The organism is Alloacidobacterium dinghuense (assembly GCF_014274465.1).
GTDB lineage: Bacteria > Acidobacteriota > Terriglobia > Terriglobales > Acidobacteriaceae > Alloacidobacterium > Alloacidobacterium dinghuense.
In genome coordinates, this window is record NZ_CP060394.1 from 2,010,553 (window position 1) to 2,036,883 (window position 26,331).

21 protein-coding genes are annotated in these 26,331 nt (G+C 55.6%); 13 read left to right on the plus strand and 8 right to left on the minus strand.

Features of this window, described 5'->3' with window-relative positions:
• Nucleotides 1-34: 34 nt before the first annotated feature.
• Nucleotides 35-3,226, minus strand: a complete 3,192-nt coding sequence (locus H7849_RS08110; RefSeq protein WP_186745568.1) for an efflux RND transporter permease subunit — start codon at nucleotides 3,224-3,226, stop codon at nucleotides 35-37.
• Nucleotides 3,226-4,476, minus strand: coding sequence for an efflux RND transporter periplasmic adaptor subunit (locus H7849_RS08115; RefSeq protein WP_186745570.1), 1,251 nt, complete (start codon nucleotides 4,474-4,476; stop codon nucleotides 3,226-3,228). Before H7849_RS08115 ends, H7849_RS08110 begins: the two co-directional genes overlap by 1 nt.
• 763 nt (nucleotides 4,477-5,239) lie before the next feature.
• Between H7849_RS08115 and H7849_RS08120 the strand changes: the two genes are divergently transcribed.
• The 3 genes from H7849_RS08120 to H7849_RS08130 all read left to right on the plus strand — a co-directional run bounded on the left by H7849_RS08120 (nucleotide 5,240) and on the right by H7849_RS08130 (nucleotide 8,422).
• A complete protein-coding gene (locus H7849_RS08120; RefSeq protein ID WP_186745572.1) occupies nucleotides 5,240-5,716 on the plus strand; it encodes a hypothetical protein in 477 nt (158 codons plus the stop codon).
• Between the two features lie 92 nt (nucleotides 5,717-5,808).
• Nucleotides 5,809-6,300, plus strand: coding sequence for a (2Fe-2S)-binding protein (locus H7849_RS08125; protein WP_186745574.1), 492 nt, complete (start codon nucleotides 5,809-5,811; stop codon nucleotides 6,298-6,300).
• Nucleotides 6,287-8,422, plus strand: a complete 2,136-nt coding sequence (locus H7849_RS08130) for a xanthine dehydrogenase family protein molybdopterin-binding subunit (RefSeq protein WP_186745576.1) — start codon at nucleotides 6,287-6,289, stop codon at nucleotides 8,420-8,422. Before H7849_RS08125 ends, H7849_RS08130 begins: the two co-directional genes overlap by 14 nt.
• An 86-nt stretch (nucleotides 8,423-8,508) precedes the next feature.
• Here the strand turns inward: H7849_RS08130 and H7849_RS08135 are convergent, their stop codons facing one another.
• Nucleotides 8,509-8,727, minus strand: a complete 219-nt coding sequence (locus H7849_RS08135) for a hypothetical protein (protein WP_186747937.1) — start codon at nucleotides 8,725-8,727, stop codon at nucleotides 8,509-8,511.
• A 116-nt stretch (nucleotides 8,728-8,843) separates the two neighbouring features.
• On the opposite strand from H7849_RS08135, the gene H7849_RS27370 reads away from it, so the two are divergent.
• On the plus strand, nucleotides 8,844-8,999 hold the full coding sequence (locus H7849_RS27370; RefSeq protein ID WP_432756528.1) for a hypothetical protein: 156 nt from the start codon (nucleotides 8,844-8,846) through the stop codon (nucleotides 8,997-8,999).
• Nucleotides 9,000-9,056: 57 nt separating this feature from the next.
• Here H7849_RS27370 and gltB read toward each other — a convergent pair whose 3' ends face one another.
• Complete coding sequence (gene gltB / locus H7849_RS08145) at nucleotides 9,057-13,523, minus strand: glutamate synthase large subunit (protein WP_186745578.1); 4,467 nt, start codon at nucleotides 13,521-13,523, stop codon at nucleotides 9,057-9,059.
• 216 nt (nucleotides 13,524-13,739) lie between these two features.
• On the opposite strand from gltB, the gene H7849_RS08150 reads away from it, so the two are divergent.
• The 9 genes from H7849_RS08150 (at nucleotide 13,740) to H7849_RS08190 (ending at nucleotide 22,569) form a co-directional block, all read left to right on the plus strand.
• Nucleotides 13,740-14,192, plus strand: a complete 453-nt coding sequence (locus H7849_RS08150; RefSeq protein ID WP_186745580.1) for an arginine repressor — start codon at nucleotides 13,740-13,742, stop codon at nucleotides 14,190-14,192.
• A gap of 18 nt (nucleotides 14,193-14,210) precedes the next feature.
• Nucleotides 14,211-15,272, plus strand: a complete 1,062-nt coding sequence (gene argC / locus H7849_RS08155) for an N-acetyl-gamma-glutamyl-phosphate reductase (RefSeq protein WP_186745582.1) — start codon at nucleotides 14,211-14,213, stop codon at nucleotides 15,270-15,272.
• Nucleotides 15,269-16,051 (plus strand): acetylglutamate kinase, encoded by a 783-nt coding sequence (argB, locus tag H7849_RS08160; protein WP_186745583.1) that lies wholly within the window; start codon nucleotides 15,269-15,271, stop codon nucleotides 16,049-16,051. Before argC ends, argB begins: the two co-directional genes overlap by 4 nt.
• 10 nt (nucleotides 16,052-16,061) lie before the next feature.
• On the plus strand, nucleotides 16,062-17,321 hold the full coding sequence (locus tag H7849_RS08165) for an aspartate aminotransferase family protein (RefSeq protein WP_186745584.1): 1,260 nt from the start codon (nucleotides 16,062-16,064) through the stop codon (nucleotides 17,319-17,321).
• Entirely contained in the window at nucleotides 17,314-18,321 is a 1,008-nt protein-coding gene (argF, locus tag H7849_RS08170) for an ornithine carbamoyltransferase (RefSeq protein ID WP_251106692.1), read from the plus strand. Before H7849_RS08165 ends, argF begins: the two co-directional genes overlap by 8 nt.
• 86 nt (nucleotides 18,322-18,407) lie before the next feature.
• On the plus strand, nucleotides 18,408-19,787 hold the full coding sequence (argG, locus tag H7849_RS08175) for an argininosuccinate synthase (protein WP_186745585.1): 1,380 nt from the start codon (nucleotides 18,408-18,410) through the stop codon (nucleotides 19,785-19,787).
• On the plus strand, nucleotides 19,787-21,247 hold the full coding sequence (gene argH, locus H7849_RS08180) for an argininosuccinate lyase (protein ID WP_186745586.1): 1,461 nt from the start codon (nucleotides 19,787-19,789) through the stop codon (nucleotides 21,245-21,247). Before argG ends, argH begins: the two co-directional genes overlap by 1 nt.
• A complete protein-coding gene (locus H7849_RS08185; protein ID WP_186745587.1) occupies nucleotides 21,234-21,755 on the plus strand; it encodes a GNAT family N-acetyltransferase in 522 nt (173 codons plus the stop codon). Before argH ends, H7849_RS08185 begins: the two co-directional genes overlap by 14 nt.
• Before the next feature lie 55 nt (nucleotides 21,756-21,810).
• Complete coding sequence (locus tag H7849_RS08190; protein ID WP_186745588.1) at nucleotides 21,811-22,569, plus strand: HoxN/HupN/NixA family nickel/cobalt transporter; 759 nt, start codon at nucleotides 21,811-21,813, stop codon at nucleotides 22,567-22,569.
• Between the two features lie 433 nt (nucleotides 22,570-23,002).
• Here the strand turns inward: H7849_RS08190 and H7849_RS08195 are convergent, their stop codons facing one another.
• The 4 genes from H7849_RS08195 to H7849_RS08210 form a co-directional block, all read right to left on the minus strand.
• Nucleotides 23,003-24,316: a hypothetical protein gene (locus H7849_RS08195; protein WP_186745589.1), complete on the minus strand. Its 1,314-nt coding sequence runs from the start codon at nucleotides 24,314-24,316 to the stop codon at nucleotides 23,003-23,005.
• Nucleotides 24,317-24,613: 297 nt separating this feature from the next.
• Nucleotides 24,614-25,150, minus strand: coding sequence for a permease prefix domain 1-containing protein (locus H7849_RS08200; RefSeq protein WP_186745590.1), 537 nt, complete (start codon nucleotides 25,148-25,150; stop codon nucleotides 24,614-24,616).
• Between the two features lie 28 nt (nucleotides 25,151-25,178).
• Nucleotides 25,179-25,523: a PadR family transcriptional regulator gene (locus H7849_RS08205; RefSeq protein ID WP_186745591.1), complete on the minus strand. Its 345-nt coding sequence runs from the start codon at nucleotides 25,521-25,523 to the stop codon at nucleotides 25,179-25,181.
• 145 nt (nucleotides 25,524-25,668) lie between these two features.
• Nucleotides 25,669-26,307 (minus strand): DinB family protein, encoded by a 639-nt coding sequence (locus H7849_RS08210; RefSeq protein WP_186745593.1) that lies wholly within the window; start codon nucleotides 26,305-26,307, stop codon nucleotides 25,669-25,671.
• Nucleotides 26,308-26,331 lie beyond the last annotated feature (24 nt).

Below are 26,331 nucleotides of genomic sequence, written 5' to 3' on the forward strand. Positions count from 1 at the left end.
TGTCGGTTCTCACCTGGTCTAAACAAGCCATTGCTTAGATCTCCTTCGTATGTGCTGACAGAAACGCCTCGATCGATTTCCCCGCAGGTGGCGGCATCTTCTTTTTGCGACTGTGAATGATGAGATAAACGGCCGGGACGAGAAATACGGTAGCGATGACGGACACCGCTAGGCCACCGATGATCGCGCGTGCGAGAGGCGCGTATTGTTCGCTGCCTGCTTCAGCACCAACTGCCATCGGAATCATGCCGAGCAGCGTAGCCAGCGATGTCATGAGAATCGGGCGAAGACGGATCCTGCATGACTCGACCACAGCTTTGGCAAGGGGCAGGCCTCCCTCATGCAAGTGCCCGGCAAATTCCACAATCAGGATGCTGTTCGAAACCACAATGCCGGTCATCATGATCACACCCATCAAGGACATGATGTTCAGTGTGCTGTGCGTAATGAGCAGAATGAGCAATACACCTGATAGTCCCGGCGGGATTGCCATCAGAATGATGAAAGGATCGATAAACGATGTGAGTTGCGCCATCAGAATCAGGTAGACGAGCAGGATCGATAGCACCAGACCAATTGCAAATCGTTTGAAAGACTCGCTCATACTTACTACTGTGCCGCGCACGACGATGCGGACGTTCTGCGGCACCTTGACTCCAGCGATCAGCTTGTTGACTTGGCCACTAACGCCTTGCAATGCCTCGTTCGCAGGCATTACGTAGACATCGATCACGCGGCGAATCTGATAGTGATCCACTTCTGTAGGCGTGTTAATTTCCTTGATGCGGGCAACGGACCGCAGCGGTGTGTAGCTCGATTGATCGCTGGCACGAAGCGGAATCTGCTTAAAGTCATCCATGCTCATGTTGGCGATCTTGTCGTCGAAGTACTGCACCGTGAGCATGTAGTTGTTGCCGGTTTTGGGATCAATCCAATAGCTGGGAGCGATCATGCCGTTCGAGGTGAGCGCTGTGATCACGTTGTCGACAACGTCTTTTGGTGAGAGACCGATCAAGCTCGCGCGCTCACGATCGATACTCAATTCGAGACCTGGGTATCTGAGGTCTTGAGGAATCAGTACATCGCTGACGCCATTCAGACCCCTTGCGTGGCCAGCAATCTGCCGCGCAATGGCAAAGGACTGCTCCATATCGTTTCCGCTGATTTGAATATCGATTGGTGCAGGAAGGCCCTGATTAATTACAGAATCAACCAGGCCGCCCGTCTGAAAGTAAGTGGTTAACTCTGGCATGTCTGTAGATAGCTGGTGACGGAGCCGCTCCATGTATGCATAACTTCCGATTCGATGTCCTTCCTTTAGGCTTACCTGCACAAAAGCGGTGTCCATAGCGGAGTTGCTGGTATAGATCGAAGAAAGATCAGGCGTAATACCAATATTCGACACGATCATGTCGAGATCTTTGGGGGAAACGACCTGCCGAATCTCCTGCTCGACGCGCGCAATGTATTTGTCGCTCATCTCGACGCGCGTTCCGCTCGGACACTTGATGTTAATGACAAACTGACCTGGGTCAGTTCTCGGGAAGTAGGCTCTGCCAAGAAGTGGAAATAGGGCAAAGGTAAGAAGCACTCCACCGAGAATGAGCAGCGTTGTCGCGAGCGGGCGAAGAATCGAGCGGTTCACAGTAATCACGTAGAGGTTCAGCATTCTCTGAAACCATGCGTTAAAACTGTGAACAACTCGCTTAAAGATAGATCGTCTCTTTCCATCTGCTGTGTGCTGATGGTCTACTTCTGACGAACTGATGAAGCGCGCACAATAAAGCGGCACGACGGTCATCGCGACAACATAGGACGCAAACAAGGCGAATACGACGGTAAGAGCCAAGGCAGTGAACAAGTACCGGCTGACTCCATAGAGGAGTGCTACCGGGAAAAATACGATGGCAGTCGTGAAAGTTGCGGCGAGGACGGCGAGCTGCACTTCCTTGCCACCCATTTCCGCGGCTACTTCAGGCGATTCACCGAGCTCAAGATGACGAAAAATGTTTTCGAGGACGACAACGGAGTTATCGATCAACCGAGAGAATGCCAGAGCCAGACCAGCCAACACCATCGTGTTGATCGATCCGCCACCTATCCTGATACATATGAAGGCGGCTAACGCGGATAGGGGAATCGAGAGCAGAACGGCAAATGTTGCGCGAATGCTGCCTAGGAAAAGTAGGATCATCAGCGCAGTCAAAACGAGGCCAATGCCGCCCTCGCTCATCAGATTCCTTATAGCCGATTTCACAAACAGAGATTGATCGAAAACGACAGAAGTCTTGAGTGATGCTGGGATATCGACCAAATTCTTAATGGCAGCGCGCATCCCGTTCACAATCGTGATCGTGTTGCTGTCGCCTCCCTGTTTCAGGATGGGAATGTACACCGACTTTTGACCGTCGATGCGAACGATGTTCGTTTGGATCGTGCCCGAATCTTCAGCCTTGCCAATGTCACGGACAAGAACCGATGCATTGCCGACCGACTTCAGTGGCAGATCATTCAGCGCTTTGACATTCGGCACCTGGCTGTTGGCGTAAATGTTGTAGTCTTTCGCGCCGATGCGGACATCGCCTGCGGGCAAAATCAGATTTGATTCATTCACCGCATGAACCACGTCCATGAGGCTCATGTTGTAGGCCTGCAGCTTTACCGGGTCGACATACACCATGATCTGGCGGTAGCGTCCACCGAATGGCTGCGGGACCGATGCGCCGGGTACATTGGCAATCTGGTTTCGAACTTGGAATTGAGCGAGGTCTTTCAAGTCCGTCTCGTTCAGGCCCTTCCCTTTCAAAGTGACGAGGCACACTGGCTGGCTTGAAGCGTCCATGCCCAACACAACCGGAGGCAAGGTGCCGGGGGGCAGCCGCCGCAAGTCTGCCATGGCGAGATTTGCAATGTTGCTCAACGCAGCGTTACGGTCCGTACCTGGCTTGAAGTAGATCTTGATGAGGCTTACGCCGGTCAGCGAACGTGATTCGATGTGATCGATATTGCTGCCGAGTGTAAAGAAGCGCTCGAAGGTGTCGGTGATGTCGGCCTCGATCTGCTGTGGCGGCATGCCGGAGTAGAAAGTTGCCACGACTACGACAGGAATGTCGATCTGAGGAAAGAGATCCACAGGCATTCCGGCAATGTTGGTGATGCCGACGACCACAATCACCATGCACACCATGATGATGAAGTATGGATACTTGAGAGCGAACTTAGGCATTACTGCCCGCCCTCTCCTTGCTCGGCTTCGGTATCGCTCGTTGGCGGCTGGGCCAGCTGAGGTTTTACCGTCTCGTTCAACTGGTATTTCGACTGGCCGCCAGTAATGACGCGGTCACCATCCTTTAACCCACTTGTGACTTCGGTCAACGTTGACCCCTGCAGGCCGAGTTGGACATTTCGGGATTCAACTCGGTTCTGGCTATTCACAACCAGCACCGATGTCTGATTGCCATTCTTGATAACTGCCTGGAGCGGAATCGTCAGAACGTTATCTTTGTACTCCAGTTCGAGCGTGGCATTGGCATACATGCCGGGAGACAATGATAAATCTTTGTTCTCGACATCGATTTCGGTTTCCATTGTTCTGGTGGCAAGGCTCACATCTCTGGTGAAGCGAACCACTTTGCCAACGAGAGTGCGGTTGACTGCATCTACGCGCACATTCACCAGTGCGCCTTCGTGGATGAACTGTACGGCACTCTCTGGAACCGGAAGGCGAAGACGCAGCAGGTTACTCTGCGAGAGCTTGACGACAGGCAAGGTCTGCACGTCGGAAGAAGTGCCGGCTTGTATCAGAGCGCCCGTATCTGCGTATCTCCAGATGATGACGCCATCGAGCGGAGCGATCACCCTCGTGTAGTCGGCCAGGTCGCTGACACGCTCGTTGTTTGCTCCGGCGACTGCAGCCTGCTGCTGTGCCCCTGCCAAAGCAGCCTTCGCCGCGTCTACTTGTGCCTCTGAGGCAAGATCTTTTGATTGCGCGTCATCCAGTTCCTGCTGCGCAATGAGGCCAGGCTGCGCCGTCGCGGCCTGCTTCAGGCGCGTGTAATCCGCGTGGAGCGCGGTGTGTTCCGCCTGCGAACGCGACACCTCGTGCTGCGCGCGCGTAATTTCATCCTTGCTATGTGCTACTTCTGCGACGGTGCCTTTTAGCTGCGCGTCCAGCTCCGGGACTTCGAGTACTGCAAGCACTTGGCCTTGATGCACCTTGTCGCCGATGTCCACATAGATATGCCGGATATAGCCGGAAACCTTCGCATGAACGTCAATCACTTGATAAGGCTGAAACTGTCCTGCCAGATTCAATGTGTGAGTAATCGTTCCGCGAGTGATGGCGGCTACCGTCGCAGTTGGGATCTCTGCCGCATTCGCTTCGGAATTCTTGGCTTTGGAACTGCACGCAATCAAACTGAACGCGACAGGCAGAGAAAGGCCTGTGGCCAGGATCAAGGAGCTTCGCTTTCGCATATCTCGAATGCACCTTCTTGAGTTTTTATCGCCGGAAGTATCGATCTAGCGGAGCCTCGTTCCCCGGCAGAGAACGTGCGCCGCGCCGCATCCGGATAATGAAGGAGACGTCGAATGCGTAAGGTACAGCAAAAAAAGAAGGAATTAATTAGGCGAGAATTGGCGGAGGGCGAAAAAAGAAGGCGCTAAAAGACGCTTGACTGCGGAGGCGCCACGGAAGTTCAGAATTCAGCTTTTCCCAAAGAAGCGCGAGGCTATCCCCGAGCTTCAATACCAGCAAAAACGTCAAGAGAACACTAAACACCGTAAGCCGCATGGACTTATCGGCAACGCTGGTGCCTTCTATGATTGGGCTTTCGCTTTCGGTATTCGCTTCATCTCTTGATAAGAGTTTCGCCTGAGGAATCGTGCGGGAGACGGCTTGCGAAGGGGCGTAAAGGGACAGCTTGTACTGAAGACCCCATGTAAACACGCAGAAGGCCAGTCCCAGAAACGCGAGGGTAAACCGGGAGAACAGAGCCAATTTGATCCGCGAAAAAATCACAGAGAATTTTCAGTCCTTACAAGGCAAAACGGGACAACATTCCAGCAGCACTTTAATTTCGTTCTGCAATTACAATCATATGCTTTGATAGCAGAATCGGGAAATTGGTAGCTAAAGTCTTTTATCATTCGGGAGAATTGATATCAAGACTGAAGAATCAATCGAGTCCTAGGATAGGCTCCTTGAATTAGAAGCCGGCTATGGAGGGTAGGCTCGATCATGTCTATCAAATGGTTGTTTTTAGCAGCCGCATTCACGTTCCTGGCAGGCCGCTCTGCATTTGCCCAAACCTACAGCGACCCCGTTGCATACTGTCATGCGGTTGGGAGGATCGACAAACCCGACTCGCGCTATACCGGCCCAAAGCTTCCCGCATGGATGGCGAAGAAGCTCAATTTGAAGACTTCACAGAGCAGGATGATGGAATGGCGCTGTGCTGATGGCACTGTGCTTGCCTGTCTATATGGCGCGAACATACCTTGCGACTCAAAGGCAAACACAAGCCAGAAGCCAACCGACCCAATCCTGGACTATTGTCGTCAAAACCCTGACTCGACCTTCGTACCGATGGTAGTTACCGGACACGACACAACGGTGTCATGGGCCTGCCACGGTGGCAATCCTGTTGTGATCAACTCTGCGGCGGTTGATGCCCAGGGTTACGCCAAAGCGTACTGGAAAACGGTAAGTCCTTAGATCGTGCTCGCGACCGCATGAAGACCTTCAGGCGCAGGGCGTATTCTGGATGGGGTAGCACTTCCTTCTTCCGCTCGATCAGGAGCTTCGAGATGGGCGACTTCCTTCTGAACATCAATGGCGCGGAGCATCATTTAAAGGCCTCGGGAGATGAATCTCTCCTTTCTGTTCTGCGAAATCGGCTTCAACTGACAGGAACAAAATATGGCTGTGGAGAGGGTCAGTGCGGGGCTTGCACGGTGCTGATCGATGGCGTGGCAACGCGTTCATGTCAAGCTACGCTTGCATCCACGAAAGGTACTCGAATCACCACCATTGAAGGCATGGAACGCAATGGCGTACTCAGTCCAGTGCAACAGGCATTTCTGGACGCAGGAGCGTTCCAGTGCGCGTACTGCACATCGGGCATGATTCTTTCTGCAATAGCGCTGTTGAAAGAACATCCTCACCCGACCGACGAGCAGATCGTTGAATCTATGGACGGGAATATATGCCGTTGCGGTGTCTATCCACGCATTGTTGCTGCCATTAAGCGTGCCTCACAACTGTCGATGAAGGGAGGCGCAGATCATGCCCACGGATGAACTTGCCGTCGAGCTCGCACAGCACGAAATTCGGGAGCGCTTGCACTGGTTCCAGCTTGACCGCCGTGACTTTCTAAAGCTTTGTGGCGGCGGACTGCTGGTTTGTCTTGGGGTCGTTCCTGTTGAAGCGCAAGAGGCAGGCCGAAGCTCTCGCGAGCACGAACTGCCAAAGGAAGTCAGCGCTTGGTTGCACATCGACAAGAAAAGCATGGTTACAGTGTTCACGGGCAAGGTTGAGATAGGACAGAACATTCGTACCTCGCTGGCACAGCTGGTGGCCGAAGAACTCAACGTACCTTTCCACTCAATCACCATGGTGATGGGCGACACTGACCTGACACCCTGGGACATGGGTACATTCGGCAGCCGCTCGACTCCGACAATGGGACCGCAGCTCCGCACGATGGCTTCGACTGCGAGGCAGATGCTGATCGAAGCGGCCGCGAAACGATGGACTGCCGATCCAGCAACGCTGACAGCCGCGGACGGTAAGGTCTGCAATCCGAAGACAAGCCAGTCACTCACTTACGGTGAAATCACCTTGGGCGAAAAATTGGAACGAACCGTGTCTGGCGATCCACCTTTTATCCCAGCCAGCGAGTGGAAGATTGCTGGAAAGCCTCTGCCTAAGGCAAATGGCCGTGATTTTGTCACCGGAAAGCATCAGTATCCATCGGACATCGTTCGGCCTGATCTGATGTTCGGCAAGGTGCTGCGCCCGAGCGGATTCAATGCTGCCCTCACCTCGATTGAAACAAGCGCAGCGGAGAAGATGCCGCAAGTCAAAGTCATCCGTGACGGCGATTTTGTGGGAGTAGTCGCGCCGGATGCCTGGACTGCGGATCAGGCAATCGCAGCGGTGCAGGCTAAGTGGAGCATTCCTTCACAAATCTCAAATCAAGAGCTGTTCAACTACATCCGTAACAATCCGGATACTGAAGACGCAGGACCGGCGCACAACAATGGGTCCGTTGCTCAGGCGATGGCAACCGCCGATGTGAAGCTTGAGCAACACTACACCGTTCAGTACATCGCTCATGCTCCGCTTGAACCACGCGCTGCGGTCGCCGAATGGAATGGCGACAAGCTCACAGTCTGGACCGGCACACAGCGACCGTTTGGCGTGCGCGACGAATTGGCTGAGGCATTCCGGATTCCTTCAACAAAGGTGCGCGTCATCATGCCTGACATGGGAAGCGGATATGGGGGCAAGCACACGGGCGAGTGCGCCATAGAGGCTGCGCGACTCGCTAAAGCCGCAGGCAAACCCGTAAAAGTCGTGTGGACTCGCGAGGAGGAGTTCACCTGGGCTTACTTCAGGCCTGCGGGATGGATCGAGATCCGCAGCGGCGTTCGACACGATGGAACGCTCGTAGCGTGGGAACACCATAACTTCAACTCTGGCCCATCCGGAATAAACACGCCATACGTTGTTGAGAATCAGATCATCCAGTTTCATGCTGCAAAATCGCCTTTGCGACAGGGTTCATATCGCGGATTGGCGGCTACGGCGAATCATTTTGCGCGCGAATCTCACATGGATGAGTTGGCGCACGCCCTCAATATGGATCCTCTAGAATTTCGCATGAAGAACCTGAAGGATCCCAGGTTATGCGCGGTCTTTCAGGCGGCTGCGGACCGTTTTGGATGGGGACGATCAAAGCCTGCGCCGGGTCATGGCTTTGGCATCGCAGGGGGTGTTGAGAAAGGCGGGTATGTCGCCACTTCTGTTGATCTGGAGGTGGATGCCGCCAGCAAGAGAGTCCGCTTGCGCCGTGTTGTGCAAGCTTGGGAATCAGGCGCGATTGTCAATCCGGATGGATTGCGTAATCAGACGATGGGGGCTGTGGTGCAGGCCATCGGAGGTGCTCTGTTCGAGGCGATTCAGTTTAAGGATGGACGCATCCTGAACCCGCATTTTGCGCAGTATCGCGTTCCCCGCTTTAGCGACATACCAGAGATCGATGTAGTTCTCATTGATCGGAAGGATCTGCCTTCGGCGGGCGCAGGAGAGACGGGCATTGTGGGTCTTGCCCCCGCAGTGGGCAACGCTATCTTCGCAGCTACAGGCACTCGCTTACGCAGTCTGCCAATGGCGAATGGCGGAGAATTCATCAGTTAACGTTCGAGCAGAACAACCCAGGCTTCGACGAAAATGCGGTAGGAAACTTTCAATCCTGCCGCACACTTTGGCAATTGCCTCGTCGTTTAGTGGACTACCACCGAGGTTACGCTGTTGGTGAAGGACGGCAGGGCAGTTGCCGAAGTGACCGAAGCGGATGCCTCAATCCGTACGCGACTCTCAGACGACACGACCACAGGGCTAGAAACGCTCTGTTCGGTGCCGGTAGCAAGTCGTCCAATCTTGACCACCACTTCGTTGCCTTGCAATGTTGTGGTATTGCCAACGGTGCTGGCAAAAAACACACCGCCGTAATTTCGTGCGTCGTTTTAAGCAACCTACTGATGACAGCTAGCTAATATACCTGCAGAAGCTGCGTGTCGCCGCCGCAAAACGCTTACTTGAAAGCGATCATCGCACCATGCAGGAAGTCAGTGACGCTGTCGGCTATCAGGATGTCGTTTTCTTTCGCAAAATTTTTCAGCGCCATACGGAAGTTTCACCCCAGCGCATACCGGCAGAAGTTTGGCATCTAGCTATTCCGGTGAGACGAAGATCGTGTGCAGACCGTATCTGAGACCGCGAGATCTGAAAAACGTTGGACACCCCACGGATGCGGGGTGTCCAGCAGTCATTAGGCCTGGGGTTTCGGAGTGAGTCGAATGAAACGCTCTCCAAGAATTTCCCATTCGGCCAGCAGCCGCTTGGCACGAGTGCTTCCCGTCTTCTCGGCGTGCAGCGTGATGAGTTCGCGAATACTGGCCTGAGCCTCTGCATCGAGCGCACCGTAGCCATCGGCATTCAGGAAACCGGAATGATAGCGGCATTCGCTGAGGAACGTATCTTCCTCATCGAAGACCCACGCTATACCTCCCGTCATGCCAGCCCCGAAGTTGATGCCGGTGTCACCCAGAATCGCGACCAGGCCGCCAGTCATGTACTCGCAACCGTGGTCGCCCACACCCTCGACAACGGCAACGGCACCGGAGTTGCGGACAGCAAAGCGTTCCCCTGCGCGTCCCGCAGCAAAGAGAGAACCGCCGGTTGCGCCATAGAGGGCGACATTGCCAAGAATGACGTGACGATCGCTCTCACGCGCTGCGCGCCCTTGCCCGCGAAGAATAAGCTCGCCACCGCAAAGGCCTTTGCCAACAAAATCGTTGGCCAGCCCTTCGAGCGTCAGTGACATCCCCGGAGCGGCGAACGCGCCGAAAGACTGCCCTGCGACTCCCTTCAGCTTCAAAGAAATTGGAGCCTGCGGCGCAACACCGTAGTCTTGCAACAGCGCCAGTTCGCCTGAGAGGCGTCCACCGAGCGTACGGTCTTCATTGGTGACGTCGGCTTCCAGTTCAAATGGCACACCGGCCTTGTAAGCAGCGATCGCAGGTCCAACCCACGCATCGTCGATTGGAGCATGCTCTTCCGGACGCAGATTCCGCTTGCCCTGCCAGCGCACAATTCCATCGGCAGGAGCAGCAAGCAGAGGCTTCAGGTCTAGTCCACCAACCTGGCGCACCTGATCGAGCAAGTCAGTGCGTCCAATCGCAGATTCCAGTGATGGAAGACCAAGCTTGGCCAACAGCGCCTGAATCTCACGTCCGAGCCCCTCGAAAAACTTCACCAGATGCTCCGGACGCCCGCGGAACTTCGCCCGCAATTCAGGCCGTTGTGTCGCAATACCAGTCGGGCAGGTGTTGAGATGACACTGACGCGCCATGTCGCAACCCAGCGCCACGAGTACCGCAGTGCCGAAGGCAAACTCGTCCGCACCCAGCATCGCGGCAAACAAGACATCCCGCGCCGTGCGCAACCCACCGTCCGTGCGGAGGCGAACCCGGCCGCGCAGTCCGTTCTGGATCAACACCTGCTGTGCTTCAGCCAAGCCAAGCTCCCAGGGATTGCCAGCGTACTTGATGCTCGAAAGCGGTGAAGCTCCCGTTCCGCCGTTGTGTCCGGCAATGATGATGTAATCGGCATAAGCCTTGGCAACGCCGGCAGCAACCGTGCCCACACCCATCTCGGAGACAAGCTTCACACCAATCGCGGCCTTCGGGTTCACTCGCCGCAGGTCATGAATCAGCTGAGCCAGATCCTCGATTGAATAGATGTCGTGATGCGGCGGCGGACTGATGAGCTGCACGCCAGGCTGCGCATGACGCAAACGCGCAATCAATTCCGTGACTTTGTGGCCAGGAAGCTGACCGCCCTCACCGGGTTTTGAGCCTTGCGCGATCTTGATCTCGATCTCTTCGGCATTCATCAGGTACTCAGCTGTCACACCGAAGCGAGCAGAAGCCACCTGCTTCACCTTGTTGTTTAGCAGATGAGCAGGAACGTTGACACCGTTCAACGGCAGTTCGCCTGTCGGGTCGTAAACAGCACGGTCTTCCCCGCCTTCGCCCGTATTCGAGCGACCTCCGAGCATGTTCATCGCGGCAGTGATCGTCTGGTGCGCCTCAGGACTCAACGAGCCAAGCGACATGGCGCTCGCGATAAACCGTTTATAATAGTTCTCCGAAGATTCAACCTGCTCCATAGCAAGTGGTGCACCGGCGGGGCGGAACTCCAGCAGATCGCGCAGAACCGTCGGCTCCTTCTCAACCGCGATGCTGGCAAATGCTGCCCACGCCTGGCCCGGTTCAGCTACGGCACTTGCACTCCGTGCGGTGCCGACAACCGTTTGCAGCAGGCGCACAGTTTGCGGCTGCCACGAATGAGGCTCAGCCTTATCGGCTTTGCGGAAGCGAACCCAACCGTAATCGGGAAGGTCCTTCACGGCAGTCGCTGTACCAACTGGAGCGTCGCCGGGGGCGGCATCATCGCTAAAGCTGGCCAGCCATTGGTCACGAACAGGTTTTTCCAACTCGACGAAACCGACGCCACCAAGCGGAGCGGGAGTGCCGAAGAAGCACTTGTCAATTATTTCGGCGTTCAGGCCAATTGAGTCAAAGAGGTGGGCTCCGCGATAGCTGTCCACCACCGAGATTCCCATCTTCGACATGATCTTTGCCAACCCGGCATCGAAAGCATGCAGCAGGTTTTCTTCGCCCTTCTCGGCATTTACCGAGCGCGCTGTTTCCAGCGCCAGCCATGGACAGACAGCTCCGGCACCCATACCGAGAATCACCGCTCCGTGATGCAGGTCGCGGCAATCGCCGGCTTCTACAGCGAGTCCGACACGGGTGCGCTCGCCAGCGCGGATCAAGGCGTGGTGCACAGCGCCCGTGGCCAGAGCCATCGGAATCGGGATCGATTGTTGGTTGCAGCTGCGGTCAGTCAACAGCAGAATCGCAGCACCGCCGCGCACCAGATCAATCGCTTTTGCGCAGAGATCGTCAATAGCGGTGAGCAGGTTGCAGGCTGGATTGAAGACGCAATCGAGCACGGCAAGCGGCAGTTCGTCCGCGAGTTCGTGCCGACGCGTACGCAACGCCTCTATCTGCCCCAGAGACAGAAAGGGTGAAGAAAGCGAAAGTCCCGGCAGCATTGCTTTCTTGTTGAGCAGGCTGGGCCACGGGCCGAGACGGGTATGCAGCTGAATGACGATGGCCTCGCGCAGCGAATCGATCGGAGGATTCGTAACCTGAGCGAACCGCTGGCGGAAATAGGCATAGACAGGCCGTGGCGTGCGCGCCAATGGAGCCAGTGGGGTGTCGTCGCCCATTGACCAGACAGCGTCCTTGCCGTCACTTGCCATGGGCTGCAGAATCATGCGCACGTCTTCGCGCGTATAACCAAAGCCGAGTTGGAGACGCAGCAACTCTGACGAGTCGGGCACCGCGACTGGGGTTTTAGGATCGAGCGTCGTCTCTTCGAGCAGGCTTTCGTATTGTGGAGCGGCATCGTCAAAGATTTGCAGCAGCTCTTCATTTTCGTAAAGCTTGTGCTTCTGAATGTCGGCAACGAGCATCTCGCCGGGACCGAGGCGGCCGCTGTGCACAATCTTCTCCGGGTCGAGATCGACCAGGCCAGCCTCGGAACCAACCACAACCAGATCATCTTCGGTTACGAAGAATCGACAAGGCCGTAGACCGTTGCGATCAAGTGCCGCGCCTACAAAGCGTCCGTCTGTAAAGGAAAGTGCCGCCGGCCCGTCCCATGGCTCAAGGCAATCTTCGTTGTATGCGAAAAAGGCCGAATTCCCCTTATCTTGTGCGGGCGGTAACAGCAGGCGCACGGACTCCGCGATCGTTCTGCCGTTGTGCGCCAACAGCTCAAGAATCTCATCGAGACTGGTTGAATCGGAGCCGTCGGGCGAAAAGATCGGCTTCAACTCGTCGGAAAGCGTTGCAGCGCGGGCATCCATGCGCGCGCGGTTTCCCCACACCGTATTGATCTCACCATTATGGGCCAGCATGCGGAAGGGCTGCGCGCGATCCCAGGATGGAGCTACGTTGGTGGCATAGCGTTGATGAAAGACAGCAAATGGCGTCGTGAATTGCGGGTCGGCGAGGTCCGGATAAAACTCGGGCAAGAGGCGCCCAGCGCACATGCTTTTGTAGATCATCGTTGTCGATGAAAGCGAGCACAGATAACCCGATGCACCACTGCGCTCGAACTGCTTACGGGCGAGGTACAGACGTCGATTCAGATGATCGGCATCTTTCGAGGTGATCAGAACATGGCGAATCACTGGCATTGTCGACAATGCGATTTCGCCCAGGGTCTCAGGCTTTGTGGGCACTTCTCGCCATGCGAGCACTTCGCAATTCTGGCTGGCAAGAGCATCCTCAAGTTCCGCGTGAGCTTCCGGCACATCCGGTGGAAAGAAAACAACGCCAACAGCGAAAGGCATCTCGGCTGCGAGAGTGGCTCCAGTAGAAGCCAACAAAAAGTTGCGCGGAATCGCCGTGCAAATACCAACGCCGTCGCTTGACTTACCGTCGGCGGCAACCGCCCCGCGGTGAGCTAGACGGGCAAGCGCAGTAAGCGCCTTCGTGAGAATGTCATGTGAGGGCTGGTTGCTGAGGGTGGCGACAAAGCCTACTCCGCACGAATCATGTTCGAAGCGCGGATCTATGAGAGAGGGTTGGGCTGGGACGGGAGAGACACCTTTGCGCCCCGGTGGCACCGGAGAATTAAAAAAAGTTATGTAGCCCATAGGTAACTATACGACCCTTTTCTCTGGCAAGGGCCAGAAAATTTTCACTGAAATCACCGATTCACGGACCGATGAAATCGCTCCTGCGGTTTCTTTTATAGCTGCGAGAAAAATCTTTTATGAGAAGAGTTGACAAACACTATATGCATATTTATACAATAGATTTGTATTTTTATGCAAAGCGAGGCGCGGCCAGTTTAGCCGCGTTTTTTCAGTTTGAGTAAAACAGAAAGACACAATGCGATCCGCGAGCTGGTAGCTGCAGCAGCTATCTCTAATCAAGAGGAGCTGCGCCGCAAGTTGATAAAGCGTGGTTTTGATGTCACGCAGGCCACCGTGTCGCGGGATATTCATGAATTGCGCCTCTTTAAGGGACCGAACGGTTACGCACTGCCAAGCGGTAACGGTAATGGGCGCAATGAGGACGAAGATCTTCCCTCGATTCACGATGTGTTAAGCAGCTTCGGGCTAAAAGTGAATCAGGCGCTGAACCAGCTTGTCCTGATTACAACCAGCGGCAGCGCGCAGGCGGTAGCTCTGGGCATCGACCACGAAGACTGGTCCGAGGTAGTCGGGACGCTCGCCGGAGACGACACGGTATTGATCATTTGCCCGGATCTGAAACGAGCCTCTCAATTGCGTGCTCGTCTCGAAGAAATGATCGGGTAACAAGCTTATAGATTAGAGATGAAGAAGACTTTACAAACTGCGGTAATGGGAGTGACGGGATATGCCGGCTTGGAACTGGCGCGTCTGCTGCTGCGTCATCCGAAGCTGCAAGGCAGCTCGCCTTTGTTCCTTGGACGCGCAGAAGCAACAGCCCATGCAACGCCTCTGACAGACCTGCATCCTCATTTACTCGACAACAATGGGTCTCGCTCATTGAAGCTTGAACCATTTTCATGGGGGCTGCTTAGAGACCGTGGGGTCGACGTACTCTTTCTGGCGACACCGCATGAGCAATCGCGCGAATTGGCTCCCGCAGCGATCGAGCACGGGCTCCGCGTCATAGACCTGAGTGGTGCATGGCGGCTGGATGACGCGCAAAACCGTTCCGTTTATAAATTCGAAGACGAAGGTTCGGCGACGGCAGTATCGGTGCAAACGAAGAGTGTTTACGGTATGCCGGAGCTGCATCGTGGCGAGATCAAAGACGCAGTACTGGTTGCGAACCCCGGTTGCTTTGCAACGTCCGTCATCCTGGCTCTTAAACCCTTGCAGGCTCAAGGCTGGATCGATCTTGATCGTGGCATCGTCAGCGATTCGAAGTCCGGTGTTTCGGGTGCAGGAAAAACGCCGTCTGCCAAGACGCATTTTATGCACGCTGCGGACAATCTCTCCGCTTATGGCGTATTCGGCCATCGACATACTGGAGAATTGCTCGAACAGCTCGATCTGCTGCCCGAGCAAGTTATCTTCACGCCGCATCTGCTGCCGATTCCGCGCGGCATTCTTTCGACCATTTATGTGTCATTTAAGGATGCCAAGCAGGCAACAGAGATCGAGGCTTGCTATCGCGAGTTTTACAGGGACAGCCCGATGGTCCGGGTCTTCCCCTCTGGACAGTTGCCCCAGATTCAATATTCGGTACGCACGAACTACTGCGATATCGGTTTCCACCTGGCTCCCGATGGACGACGATGCGTGATCGTGTCCTGCCTGGACAACCTGCTGAAGGGCGCTGCCGGACAGGCAGTGCAAAACCTGAACGTAATGTATGGATGGAACGAATCGGAGGGGCTGGCGTGAAATACGTTGTCAAACTTGGCGGTGCGGCCCTTGAGAATCCAGAGTTGTGCGAAAGCTGCGCCAAAGCCATTGCCGAATTGGTGAAAGACGGAAACCAGGTGGCTTTGGTACACGGCGGCGGCGTGCAGCTGACGAAGACACTCAAGCTATTGGGGAAGCAAAGCGAATTTATCGCGGGTCTGCGCGTCACCGACGCCGAGACGCGCGACACGGCCCTGATGGTTCTGAGCGGGCGCGTGAATAAATCGCTGGTCGCTTCACTCGGGGGTCATGGACAGGCTGCCGTCGGACTCTGCGGCGGTGACGGCTTGATCTTCCGCGCGCGTAAAAAGAGAACGGCACCCGATCTCGGCTTCGTTGGAGAGATCGTCGCATCCGACACACGCTGGCTGGAGGCGATCTGGAAAATGGGCGCAGTGCCGGTCATTTCAAGTCTCGCTCTCGGATTCGACGGCGAGTATTACAACATCAATGCGGACGAAATGGCCGCCGCGTGCGCAGCTGCCTGCAAGGCGGATGCGCTTGTTTTCCTCACCGATGTACCCGGCGTTCGGGATGCTAATGGCGAAGTGATGCGCTGGCTGAGTGTGGACCGGATTGCGGCTCTTACAAATGATGCCGTAATCAGCGGCGGAATGCTGCCAAAGCTCAGCGCCTGTCGCGAAGCACTCTTGCAAGGAGTCAAGCGCGTACGCATCCTGCCCGCGGAATTGGCCGGCGTGTTGCCCGATCTATGCAGCACGCGCGTTGCCCACGGCACAGAAGTAATGGTCGCATAGGAGATTCAGAATGAAGCTGGATGCAATTCAGGCAGCCGAGGCAAAACTGCTGCTTACAACTTACGAGCGCAATCCGATTCTCTTTGTTCGCGGAGACGGTGTTCACCTCATTGACGAAAAGGGTGATCGCTACCTCGACCTGCTCAGTGGCATTGGCGTCAACGCGCTCGGCTATGGCCATCCTGCAATTGAGAGTGCCATCGCAGAACAGAGCAAGAAGCTGATTCACATTTCGAATCTCTTTTTCCATGAAGGGCAAGCTGAACTTGCTTTGCGCCTCACGGGTGCAAGTGGGTTGGATCGCGCCTTCTTCTCAAATAGCGGCACAGAAGCATGGGAAGCGGCGCTCAAACTTGCGCGCGCCTACGCAGGCATGAAGCGCAGCGAAGGCAAGCACCTGGGAACCAGGTTTCTTGCGCTAGAACAGAGCTTCCATGGGCGCACGATGGGATCGGTCGCGACCACGTACAAAGAAAAGTATCGAGAGCCATTTGCTCCTGTGATGCCGGACGTGGACTTTGTTCGCTTTAACGATGTTAAAGATCTGAAGGCAAACTTTTCAAGCGACGTCTGCGCAGTTTTGCTCGAGGCAGTCCAAGGTGAAGGTGGAATCCGTCCGGTCTCCCAGGAATTCATTGAGGCCGCTCGCGAACTGACACGCTCTACCGGCGCACTGCTGATTGTCGACGAAATTCAAGCGGGTCTGGGCCGCACTGGCAAGTGGTTCGGTTACCAGCATTACGGCATCAAGCCTGATGTGACCACACTGGCGAAGCCAATTGCAGGAGGCTTGCCGCTTGGCGTGATGCTCTGCACCGAAGAAGCAGCGCAGGCGATTCATCCCGGCATGCACGGCACCACCTTTGGCGGCGGCCCGCTAGCCTGCGCAGTGGCGGTTGCTGTCTACGACACGATTGAAAAGGAACATCTGCTTGATCATGTCCAGGAAGTAGGCAACTACTTCCATCAGAAACTCGATCAACTTAAACAGAAGCACATCGCAATTACGGAAGTGCGCGGCCTCGGCCTGATGTTGGCCGCGGAACTGGATTCAGCGGAGTTGGCGAAAACGGTATTGGCGGAGATGGTGAAGCGGCACATCCTCATCAATCGAACCAGTGAGACGGTTCTGCGTTTTCTGCCGCCTTTCATTCTCGACAAAGAGCACGTCGATGACGCCATCGATGCTCTTGACACAATTTTAACGGAGCACAGCCCGGCACACGCCGGCGAGCAAGCTCATACTATGGGAGGAACACACATTGGCTAGCAAGGCATTCGCAGCTGTGGAACACGAGACTGGCCTCGGCGTGCTTGCTCCGGCAACGGAATCACTCGCAGGACGAGACCTTTGCTCCATCGCCGATCTTACGCCGGACGAAACAGAAGCAATCCTGGCGCTCGCACACGACGTAAAGCTAAACCCTTCGACCTATCGCTATGCCCTCGATGCCAGGCAGATGGTCATGTTTTTCGAGAAGGCATCCTTGCGGACGCGCCTGACATTCGAGACTGCGATCAATACGTTGGGTGGCAACGCCATCTTCGTCGATCAGACGCAATCGCCGCTCGGTGAGCGCGAGTCACTGGCCGATATGTCGCGTAATCTCGAGCGCTGGGTCTCGGTCATTGTACTGCGCACCTATGCGCACGAAACGATCACTGAGATGGCGCAATATGCCAGCGTGCCCGTCATCAATGCGTTGAGTGACCTCGAACATCCGTGCCAGGCACTCGCCGACTTCTTGACCATCGAAGAGCGGTTTGGCAGCGCAAAGGATTTGAAGTTTACCTATATCGGGGATGGCAACAATGTTTGCCATTCGCTCATGCTGACCGCGGCACAACTCGGAGCGCACTGCACGGTGGGCACTCCGAAAAACTATGCCCCCAAAGCAGACATAGTGGCTCAGGCCCGCGCTATTGGGAACGTGACAGGAAGCAACATCACACTGCTCAATGATCCCATTGCTGCCGTAACTGGAGCGGACGCTGTATACACCGACGTCTGCACCAGCATGGGCTTTGAGCATGAAGTAACCAAGCGCGCGCCGATCTTCAAGCCATACCAGGTGAATGAAACGTTGATGAGCTACGCAGCTCCGCACGCTGCCTTCATGCATTGCCTGCCTGCGCATCGCAATGCTGAGGTAACCGATGCGGTGCTTGACGGCCCGCAGTCGGTGGTCTTCGATCAGGCCGAAAACCGCATGCACGCGCAGAAGGCGCTCATGCTTATGTTGCTGGGCGGGGCAAAGCCGGCGAAGTAAGTTCGTCTCCCTCTCTTTGCGCTAAAAAGATGGCGCCTCAGGCTGGTCGATCACAGCAACCGAAGAATCACGAGGTTTTGCACGAAATGTCTGTCATTCTTGAAAGTCTGCCGGTTTGGCAGAAAGTCGGTATCGCTTTTTCCGGCGGCCTTGATACCAGCGCCGCGCTTCACTGGATGAAGCAGAAAGGCGCGGTGCCCTACGCCTACACCGCCAATCTCGGCCAGCCGGACGAAACCGATTACGACGCCATCCCCCGCAAGGCCCTTGAGTACGGCGCGGAGAATGCGCGGCTCATCGATTGCCGCGGGCCGCTGGTTCGCGAAGGCATCGCCGCACTGCAGTCCGGAGCCTTCCATATCTCGACTGCGGGTATCACCTACTTCAACACCACGCCTCTTGGACGCGCTGTTACCGGCACCATGCTGGTCACAGCCATGAAAGAGGATGGCGTCAACATCTGGGGCGACGGCTCGACCTTCAAGGGCAATGACATCGAGCGCTTCTACCGCTATGGGCTGCTCGTCAATCCTGATCTGCAGGTCTACAAGCCCTGGCTCGACCCGCTCTTCATCGATGAGCTTGGCGGCCGCGCCGAGATGTCTGCCTTCCTGCAGAAGTCCGGCTTCGGCTACAAGATGTCCGCTGAGAAGGCCTACTCGACCGACTCCAACCTCCTCGGCGCCACGCACGAAGCCAAGGATCTCGAACAGCTTTCGAGCAGCATTCGCATCGTCGAGCCCATCATGGGAACGGCCTTCTGGCGTGACGATGTGGATGTGAGGCATGAAGAGGTGACGATTCGCTTCGAACAGGGCTTCCCTGTCGCACTGAACGGTAAGGCATTCTCCAACCCGGTCGAGCTGCTGCTTGAAGCCAACCGCATTGGCGGACGTCACGGTCTGGGCATGAGTGACCAGATTGAGAACCGCATTATCGAGGCCAAGAGCCGCGGCATTTATGAAGCTCCGGGCATGGCCCTGCTCTTCATCGCCTATGAGCGCCTCATCACCGGCATTCACAACGAGGACACCATCGAGCAGTACCGCGAGAACGGCCGCAAGCTGGGCCGCCTGCTCTATCAGGGACGCTGGTTCGACCCCCAGGCCATCATGCTCCGCGAGTCTGCACAGCGCTGGGTGGCGAGCGCGATCACCGGAGAGGTCACGCTCGAGCTGCGCCGCGGCAACGACTATTCGATTCTGAATACCGAGTCGCCCAACCTCACCTTTGCGCCCGAACGCCTCAGCATGGAGAAGACCGAGTCGGCCTTTTCTCCTCGCGACCGCATTGGCCAGCTCACCATGCGGAATCTCGACATCACCGACACCCGCGCCAAGCTGATGACATACGCGCAGACCGGTCTCATCACACTGAGCCACGGCTCGGAGATGCCGCAACTGAACAGTGGGGCCAAAAACGGGGGGACGAAAAACGGGAGCATAACGAAAGGCGAAGAAAACTGATGAGCGCACAGCCCGCCAAGATGTGGTCCGGCCGCTTTCGCGAGCCGCTTGACCCTTTATTCGACCACTGGCAACGTTCCTTTGGCTTTGACAGGCAGCTGCTTCAGGAAGAAGTAGCTGCCAGCAAGGCGCATTCTCTTGCGCTGAAGGCAGCGAACATCCTGACCAGTGCAGAGCAGTCTGCGATCGCTGACGCTCTGAGCGCAATCGCGTTGCACGGCCTGGCCGAAGATGCGAAGCAGTGGATGGACGAGGCTTCGCACTGTGAGGACATTCACCACTTCGTCGAGATGAAGCTGGTTGAAGCGATTGACGATCTTGGACTCAAGCTGCACACAGGCCGCAGCCGCAATGAACAAATTGCGACTGACCTGCGTTTGTACATTCGCTCGCGCGCAAACACGATCATTGCCGACATCGGATTGTGGGCGCTGGCGCTTGTTGAACTGGCGAAGGTTTCTGGCGATGCGGTGATGCCTTCGTATACGCACTTGCAGAGGGCAGAACCTGTGCTTGTTGCGCATTGGCTGCTGGCCTATGTCGAGATGCTGCTGCGCGACGCTTCACGTCTTGAGGACTGTGTTGCGCGGTTGAACTATTCTCCGCTGGGCTCTGGGCCAATTGCGGGTGCAACTCTCGCGCTTGATCGCACCATTGCTGCCAGAGAGCTTGCTTTCTCGGCTCCAACTGCGAACAGCATGGATGCGACCAGCGACCGCGACTTCGTGCTCGAATATCTGAACGCGCTGACCCTGCTGGCTTTGCACGCCAGCCGTTTCGCTGAAGAGATCACCCTCTTCGCTACGGCTGAATTCGGCTTTGTCGATCTGCCGGAAGCATTCTCGACCGGTTCGAGCGCGATGCCGCAGAAGAAGAATCCTGATCTGACCGAACTGGTGCGCGCCAAGGTTGGCCGCATCAATGGGGCGGCCCAGTCAGTTACGCTACAGCTTAAGGGTTTGCCGCTTGCTTACAACAAAGACATGCAGGAGACGCAGGAACCGGTCTTTGCCGCGACGAGCGCCATCGACGTCACTGTGCAACTGCTGGCAAAATTTACTGCGGCGCTCAAGTTCCGCACGGAGCGTATGCGGGCTGCCTGCGAGAGTGGCTTTTTGAACGCGATGGCTGCGGCGACATATCTTGTATACAAGGGTGTTCCTTTTCGTAAAGCGCACGAGAAGATTGGCAACGCTGTCCGGTATTGCCTGGACAAGGGTTGTGAACTGAACGATCTGACCTTGGACGAGTTGAAACAATTCGGCACTGAATTCGAACAGGACTTCTTTGCTGCGATCACGCTTGAAGCAACGCTGGACTGCCACGATGTTATCGGCGGCACAGCGCGGCATCGCGTGCGCGAGGCACTTGTCGCCACTGAAACCCGCGTTCGGACGCTGTTGAAGGCTTACGCGCCAAGTGATTCCACCACGGTGGAGGCTGTACATGCTGGTGCGTAAGGCGCGCCTACAGGACGCAACCAACATTTACGAACTGGTAAACAGTCTCTCGCACGATGGCACGCTGCTGAGGCGTGTCTTCGCCGAGATATGTGAGAACGTCCGAGACTTCACAGTCGCCGAGAGTGATTCCGGAGTCTTTCTCGGCTGCGGCGCATTGCATCTGTATGGGCCGCACCTGGCTGAGGTGCGGTCGATCGTGGTGCGTCCTGAGGCCAAAGGTCAGGGCGTGGGTGCAAACCTGCTCAGCGCACTGCTCGATGAGGCTGAGGATCACGGTATCGGCTGCGTCTGCCTGTTTACTCGTATTCCCGACTTCTTCTTCCGCTACGGTTTTCGAGTTGTCGAAGATCGTGCTGCCATTCCTGACAAAGTCTTTAAGGACTGCCAGAATTGTCCCCGGCTTTATCGTTGCGACGAGGTTGCCATGGCTCGTGGACAGGTACCCAAGGTTTCGATCCTCGGGCCTCGTATCGAGGCCGAACAACTCGTTCGCATCAGCGGCTAGTTTCTCTTTCCTACTCTCTTTCCCACCATGCGATAGACTGCAATTGGTTCGTCCGATGCATTGGAAGCTTGCACTTGCGATTGGTTCCTGTGCGCTGCTTGGGCTGCGCCATGGGTTCGACTACGATCATCTGGCCGCGATCTCTGACATCACGGCAGTCCAGCGGTCGGGTCGACAGGGTGTGCGATTAGGGATTCTCTACGCCCTCGGCCATGCTTGTACTGTCGTTGCCTTAGGCGCTTTGGTGATCCTCCTTCACATTTCCCTTCCCGCTCGGCTGGATGCCTGGGCGGAGCGTCTGATCGGCGTTACGCTGATCGTTCTTGGTGTTCTGGTGGTTGCCAACCTTGTGCGGCACTCGAAGTCACCGCATTCTCACTCCCATCAGCTGATCCAGAGCCGCTGGGCTCTGTTGATCAACGGGTCGCGTCATGCTATCTGGCGGGTTCGGCGGACGTTCCACCGGGATCTGCCTGAGCCTGAGCCGTTTGCCTGGAATTACACCGGCGGTTCCGTCTTTGGAATCGGTGTACTCCACGGTTTGGGTGCCGAGACTCCTACGCAGCTGATGCTGTTTCTCCTGGCGGCTAGCCTCGGGGGCACTTTGCTCGGGTTTCTTGGGCTCCTTGCGTTTGCGCTTGGCTTGATCCTGATGAATACGGTCATGACGGCGGCGTTGAGCGGACTTTATGGGAGCGGGTTACACCGCCCCTGGCTCTACCGGTTCCTCTCGGTTGCCGGAGCTGTCTACAGTCTGGCGGTCGGTTTTATTTTTCTCTTCGGAGCTTCGGACAGCCTTCCACCCCTGAGCTGACCCCCCTAGTTGCTAAAATATTCATTCCATTAGACTTCGTCCTTACATTGCGCAAATTATTGATACGCGACAACTTGCGTGTAAGTATCAGAAACCAAAAGGGTTGATTCGGACACATCAAATGCGTGTCGCAAACCAACCCTACACTTCTATCGTAACAAGTGGTGTCAAGCCCCCTATTCTGCGGTAGCGGGTCGATTGAGGTTTCTATCGGGCTGTAGTTACCGATAACCCCGTTTTTCATGCACTATTTCGGATAGCCCGCCGTGTGAACGCTGGATTACTTCGGGATTGCCGCCAACCCGGCAACAATGTCGAGAGGTGGAGTGCGCTCAACGCAATTGGGTGTTCGCAGCGTGCTATTTCAATCCAACGCAAGCCGTCCTCGCTCGCCCCAGGCCCGTCTGCGATCTCCTCAGACGATACCGGTCCGTTATTCCTCTTGCGTTGGCGCATTCTGTGCCTCTGCCAGGATACCGATGAGCGAGCCAGCAAGCTCCCTTTTCTCGCTTTTCTCTTTCATCTTTTCGTAAGCGTATTTTCCGGCGAGTGTGAGGCCCGGGACCGAGGCGATCAGCGGGGCAAGAGCTGGTATAAGGCACGCGCCGGCCGACAGCAACCCGACTCCTGCAAGCGCCCGATATTTCCGCCGATATTTTTCATCCAGCTTCCTTGCGTCCCTACGGTAATCATTTAAGAGGCCCCCGATGCTCTTGGCCACTTCTGCTGCGACGCGATCCAAATCCCGGAAATCGGCGTCATTTAAGGCTGACATTGATTCGTCTAATCTTTTGCGGAAAAGCTCATTTTCATTATTCAGCCGCATCTCGACCAGGGCTTCAATCGTGGCGTTTGAGAGCCATTCGAATTGTTGTGTGCTCAGCGCGTCGATTGAGGATCGCGTGGCTGCCGAAATCTTCGATTCTCTTTCGAGAAAGTCACTGGACGCACTCGCACTCAGTTTGAAATAGTAGGCCTGTTGGTCGACCGAGAGGAGCGGTTGGGCCCTCATTCCGAGCGCGTTGTCGATCAAGTGGAACTGCGGCTCTAATCTCTCCAGGAGCGCGTTGCAGACCTGCTGAGATTTTGAGAGACCCTCAACGAACGCCATGAATTCGCGCGATCGCCAAGCGCCAACCTCACGAAGGTAGCGTCGTAGAGCTTCATCGAGCGGTTCGCCGATCGGGCCGCCGGGCGCCACCAACAACCGCTTGGCCTCCACGGCTTGAAGGAACTGCTCTGGATTATCTGTAGCGAATGCCGCGGCATCTTCGGCACTCGTCAATGGGAAACCAAGAAGATTTCCGAGCGTCCCGCCAAGAAACGCAGTCAGCTTCTCCTTAGTAATGGGTTCGTGGGCTAAAAGGAGTCTGTCGAAACTAGGAAACACCACCACCGGCGGAACCCCGAGGTCTGCGTCAACAAGGGGCTTGAGCCGAAGCAGGAAGAATATCTCTTCCAGAATTCGAATTGAATGAAACCTCTCTTCTGGCCGCTTTGTTTCGACAAGCGCAAAGACGGGATCCGGAATGAGGACCGTGTCCGTGTAGAGGATCATTTGTTTTGCTGCGTTTAAGTGGGACGTGCGGAAATGCGCGCCGCCACCTTGAACCACTTTAATTCCGCCCAGGTCCGCCGCATCTTTATACGTGTTGATCGTCCCATGCTTGTAGATCCTGTTCAGTTCGGGCTCTGCCCACCTGAACGCACTATGCACTGCCTCTGATCTTGATCTCAACGTCGGCACGGTTTCAGCGAATTTCCTGAGAGGCGCAAAATCCTTTGCGCTCTTTCCGGTTGCGCGTTGGAAAAACTCCTCGAAGAAAGCGAATAGGTTTCGTTGATAAGCGACTAGTTCGTTCATGACCTATGAAAGTTAGCATGTTCAGTCCAGCAATGGGAGGCGTCAGGCTAGTGGGAGTTCATTGCATCTGAATTGGTAGGTGGCCAAGGCCCCGAGGTGGCGCCCCGGCACTACCGCATTCCTGCAAAGCCCTGCCCTTATTGGTAACTTCACGCCCAGAACAATTGACCCACTACCTACTCAGCACGCAGGGTTTGCATCGGATCGATGGCGGATCAGTAATCCACCGGAAGTCATCAGAACGAGGCATATAGCAACCTGGATGCAAATCAGTCCATCGCGCATGCGGCCCTTGCCGGCCAGAAAAGCGAAGTGCGTGCCATCTTCCCTGAGCGCAGAAGTTAGATTTGGCTTTGATGATTCCAGCGCTGGCACAAGCCCGAAAACCGCACGGTAGACAGTGAAGATCGCAGTATTGACGCCAACGCCCAGCCCGAGGGCTAGAATGCCGGTGGAAGTGAACCCTGGATGCTTCGCCAGCATTCGGAAGGCAAACCGAAGATCCTGCCAGACTGTTTCAGGGAAGGTAAAGAGATCGATTTCGCGCATCTGCTCTTTCAGCCGAGTCGGATTGCCAATCTGACGCCTGGCTTCTTTGTAGGCTTCCTCCTTCGACATTCCTTTTTCAACATTCAGCTGCTCGCGCATCGTCAAGTGAAATTGCAGTTCCTCATCCAGATCAGCCGAGAGCTTCTCTTGTCTGAAGTGAGCGCGCACCCTCTGCATCCATCCCATATGGCATCCCTCAAGCTTTGCTGGGCGCAAAATTCAAAACCTGCGCTACGGCATTCGTCAGCTTCGTCCATTTCTCTTCTTCCATAGCCAACTGCTTGCGTCCAACTGGGGTAAGCCGGTAATAACGAGCGCGTCGATTGTTTTCGCTTGTTCCCCACTCTGCGACAACCCATCCCTCCTGCTCCATGCGGTGCAGCGCCGGATACAAGGATCCCTCCTCGACGCGTAAAACCTGATTTGAGACTTGCTGGATATGAAGCGTGATTCCCCACCCGTGCATCGAGCCGTCTTGCAACGTCTTCAATACAAGAAGAGCCAACGTACCCTGCAATATGTCTTTCTTACCTGGAGCCACGCCCTATTCCTATAGTTATCTATAGAAAGAGTGGGCCAGAAGTCCACGACTGTCAATGGAGTGTTCCCCGCATTGGAAAATGCCGCCACGCCCAGAACAGTTGACCCCTATTCCCGATCTTGAAAGAAGACTCGCCGCTGCGCCATTAAAACCAGCCCCCGGAAGGCTCGAGGTCATTGATGCGCAGATACGTGACGAGATTGCCGTAATGCAAGGCATCGTGATTTGCAAGCTGCGTCAAGATGAACATCTTGTTCGTATTGTGGCCCCAGAAGTCCGCCGGGTCATTGAGGTGCGCATCGGTGAATCCGGAGTATGCGCCATCGCAGTACTCGAACGCGCCCTTGAGGTAGGCGATGATCTCGGTCTTCGAATTTTTCTCGGCAGTTATGACGGGGCGCGCTTCATTCTTGGCGTTTGCACACAAATAGTAGGATATGTCCCCCACATGAACCAGGATCTCGGCAAACGAGCGAACGTCCTTCGTCGGCCGGTAGCTGTACTTCGAATCTGGCATCGTGTTCGCCGCGTTCATGATCTTGTCCTGCATATTGCTGCGAAAAATGGATATCGTCTTTGTCAGCGGATTCGGCGCCTTGATCGGATTGGGCATGTCCGGCGCGATTTGGGCGTTGGCCAAGGACGCCAGGGTTAGGTTTAGTGCTACGACAGCAAGGACAATGCGCCATGTCCTGAATCTTGTGGACTGAGAAGGACTCAGTCGGGTAAGCGTCTCGATTGAATTACGAATCGTGCAGAAGCAGTTTTTCTGGAAGTATTGCATTCGACATCCTCCTGGCCTAGCCAC